At 61.7% G+C, this 3,348-nt stretch carries 3 protein-coding genes; all 3 read right to left on the bottom strand.

Translation table 11 applies throughout. The features are described 5' to 3' along the window. Window positions 1-813: AEC family transporter (locus ACZM96_RS10290; protein ID WP_489488929.1), on the bottom strand; the 813-nt coding region annotated here is incomplete at its 3' end. 538 nt (window positions 814-1,351) lie between these two features. Beyond that, window positions 1,352-1,504, bottom strand: a complete 153-nt coding sequence (locus ACZM96_RS10285) for a helix-turn-helix domain-containing protein (RefSeq protein WP_489488927.1) — start codon at window positions 1,502-1,504, stop codon at window positions 1,352-1,354. 192 nt (window positions 1,505-1,696) lie between these two features. After that, window positions 1,697-3,169 (bottom strand): PfkB family carbohydrate kinase, encoded by a 1,473-nt coding sequence (locus ACZM96_RS10280; protein ID WP_489488926.1) that lies wholly within the window; start codon window positions 3,167-3,169, stop codon window positions 1,697-1,699. Window positions 3,170-3,348 lie beyond the last annotated feature (179 nt).

Here is a 3,348-nt window from a genome sequence, read left to right as displayed (position 1 = left end):
GGCGGTCACCCTGAGGGGAATGCCGCCGTCCACGTCGCCCAGACCGGCCAGGGCGGCCAGCGAGGTGACGATGACGGGCACGAACGCAAATTTGATGAGAGATATGACGGCGGATTCGCGCACGTACATGCTCATGCGCGAAAGACGCAGTCCCATGCCTATGGAGAGAAGGAAGCCCACGGTGGCGGCGATCATGGCCGCGGTGGACACCGTGCCGAGCGCCGCGGGACGACGCACTCCGGCGAGATTGAGGCAGAGGCCGAGGGCGAGGGCTGTCACGATGGCGATCAGCACGGGATCGAGGCGGAATCGGCGGGAGCGAGTGTTGCCGGAATCGGAGCCGAAGCTGCGGGACACGGGCACGGCCACGCCGAAGTAGAACATTTCCTCGCAGAGGCGGTAGAGGGAGGCCATGGCGATGGCCTGCTCGCCGAACTGCATGACGGCCACGAGCGAGCCCACGGCGCCGATGTTGGTGAAGGTGCCGCAGCAGTACATGCTGCCGGTGCGGGGCCTGTCGAGGCGCATGGCGCGGGAGAAGAGCAGGGCGAGCGCGCCGCCCGAGACCCAGGCGGCCAGCCCGAGGGCGGGCAGACAGAGCAGGCGCGGATCGGGAGAAGGCAGGCCCCACAGGGAGAGCATGGCGGAAAGGGGAATGAGCCCGAACATGGACACCTTCTGCATGAGAAGGCGCAGGGCGGAGAAGGTGGTCTCGCTCATCGGGGACGAGCCGGAACTCACCCACTGCCGGAAGGCGTATCCGGCAATGAGGCTGACGAAAATGATGGTCAGAGTGAGCAGCAGCCGATCCATGGCGGGACAGGGGAAAAACGTTGCCGCGCGGATTCTGGCCCTGTACCGTACAAGGAGAGAGAAAAAACCGGCGGACATCTGCCCGGGATGACTTACCTCCCGAAAAGGAGATAACAACGCCCCTCCGAAAGTCGGATGCGCCCGGGCCGCAGGTGCGGACGGACGGTCTCCGATGTTCCGCGCGAAGCGGAGGAGAAGACGATCCGGGAAGACGATTTTTTTCAGACTAATAGGTTTTCAAAAATTGTCAAACACGGGGAGACATTTTTTTCCAGAGGGCTTTTTACTGTAAAAGAACAAATCTTTCACACGGTTTAGCAGAAATGCAGCGCAACAGGCCGCGCCAGCAAGAGAGGAAGCCGCTGCGCCGCAGCCCATTTCGGGCAAGCTGGATCACTTGTGCATAAAAGTACAGAGTGCCGGGCCTCTCCGAACGCGCGTGATGCGGAGCGCGGGCGTCCGGGGAGAGCGCACGGCGAAGCGCGCCGTCTCGCTTGCGCCTGCAACGCGCGTCGGCACATGTGGGGGTGGGCGGGGCTCAGTCCGCGCGCTTTTTCGGATCCAGGCCGAGCCTGACCATGCGACTGCGCAGCGTTCCTCCGTTGATGTCCAGCATTTCGGCGGCACTGTTCTTGCCCGTGAGCTTGCCGTTTGCCCTGCGGAGCGCATGAAGAATATAGGCCCTCTCCATGTCCCGGAGCGGAATCACGGGGGCGTCTGCGGGGAAGAGCGACCTTCCCCGGGCGGCTCCGAAACGGTCGCTCTGCGTGAGAAAGGCATGGCCGGGCCGTTCTGAGGTTCTGCGCTCCCGCAGGCGGCAAACTCCCTGCATCAACAAAAAAGCCGGACGCGTTCTGCGTCCGGCCCCAGAATTTTGAACGTCTCAGCCCTTCATGCGCGCAATGGTCTGCGTGGTGGAGTAGCCGTCGAGCCGTGAGAGCGTGACGGCCTTGCCGCCGTAGCTTTCCACAAACTGCGCCTCGGGCCAGCGGTCGATGGTGTAGCCTTCCTTGAGAATGACGTCGGGACGAATGGCGTCCACAAGGGGCAGGGCGGTGTCGTCGTCGAACATGATGACGAAATCCACAAATTCCAGCGAGGCGAGCAGAAGGGCGCGGGTCTTTTCGTCCTGAATCGGACGTTCCGGCCCCTTGAGCCGCTTGATCGAGGCATCGGTGTTCAGGCCCACCATGAGCACGTCGCACTGCGAGCGCGCCTGCATGAGAGAATGCAGATGCCCCTGATGCAGCAGATCGAAACAGCCGTTGGTGAAGCCCACCTTTTTGCCCTGTTCGCGACACTGCGCCGCAATGGCCGCGGCCTCGCGCCGACTCACGATCTTGTTCTTCTGCTTCCAGCCGAGCCCCGTTGAAGAGCGCCGCCGCGAAAGCGCGTCGAGAATTTCCTGCGCGGTCACGCAGGAGGTGCCGAGCTTGCCTACCGCCACCCCGGACGCAATGTTGGCCAGCTTCATGGCGTCCTGAATGTCGGCTCCGGCCGCCAGCGACGCCCCGAACGTTGCGAGCGACGTGTCGCCCGCACCCGAAACGTCGAACACTTCCCGCGCTTCGGTGGGAATACGGAACACTTCGTCGGGATGCGCCGCCGAAACGAAGGCCATGCCGTATTCGCTCAGCGTGACCAGCAGATTCCGTATGCCGTAGCGCTCAAAAAGCCGGGTCGCCCCTTCGCGCAGCCTGTCCTGAAAATCCGGCTCGGAGGGATGACAGCTCAGGCCCGTGGCCTGATTGAATTCCGTGAGATTGGGCTTCACCACCGTGGCCCCGGCGTACTTCGAGTAATCGTCGCCCTTGGGATCAACAATGACGGGCTTTTGCGCTTCCACACACGCCTTCACCACACGCTGACAACGCTCCGGGGAAAGCAGCCCCTTGGCATAGTCGGAAAGCAGCACGATGTCCGCTTCCCGCACGCGCTCTTCAAGCTTCGAGCCGAGAATTTCGTCGTCGCACTGGAAACGACGCTCGTTGTCAATGCGCAGCAGATGATTGTTGCCCGCAATCACGCGCGTTTTTTCAATGGTGGGAAATCCGGGAACCACCAGCGCGGCCACATGATCGCATACCTGCTCCAAAAGCGCATGCACCTGCCGCCCCGCCTCGTCGTCGCCGATGAAGCAGATGATGTCCGCCGAGCAGCCCAGACTGTGCAGATTGGCCACCACGTTGCCCGCACCGCCGAGCATCTTCTTCTCGCTCTGAAAATTGAAAACGGGTACAGGCGCTTCCGGCGAAATACGCTCAACCTTCCCGTAAAGAAAATGATCGAGCATCACATCGCCGATACAAAGCACCCTGATCTTCCTGTACCCCTTCACAATGGAGGAAAGCAGCATGGTCGCTCCCAAACGTTTGCAGTCTTCAAAAAAAAGAGAGCGCCGCCGCCCCCTCAGCCCCGGCAAGAATACCAGCCGCTAAAACCGAAGTAAAGAAGAAGGCAGAAAGGGGGGAGGGAAGGGAAGAATGCGGGGGAAGAGAGGGAAAATTTTGAAAAATTTTCCCTCTCTTCCCCCGC

Source organism: Mailhella sp. (assembly GCF_057866825.1).
Note: the sequence above shows the minus strand (reverse complement) of the source record. Positions and strands in the feature narration are given on the sequence as shown.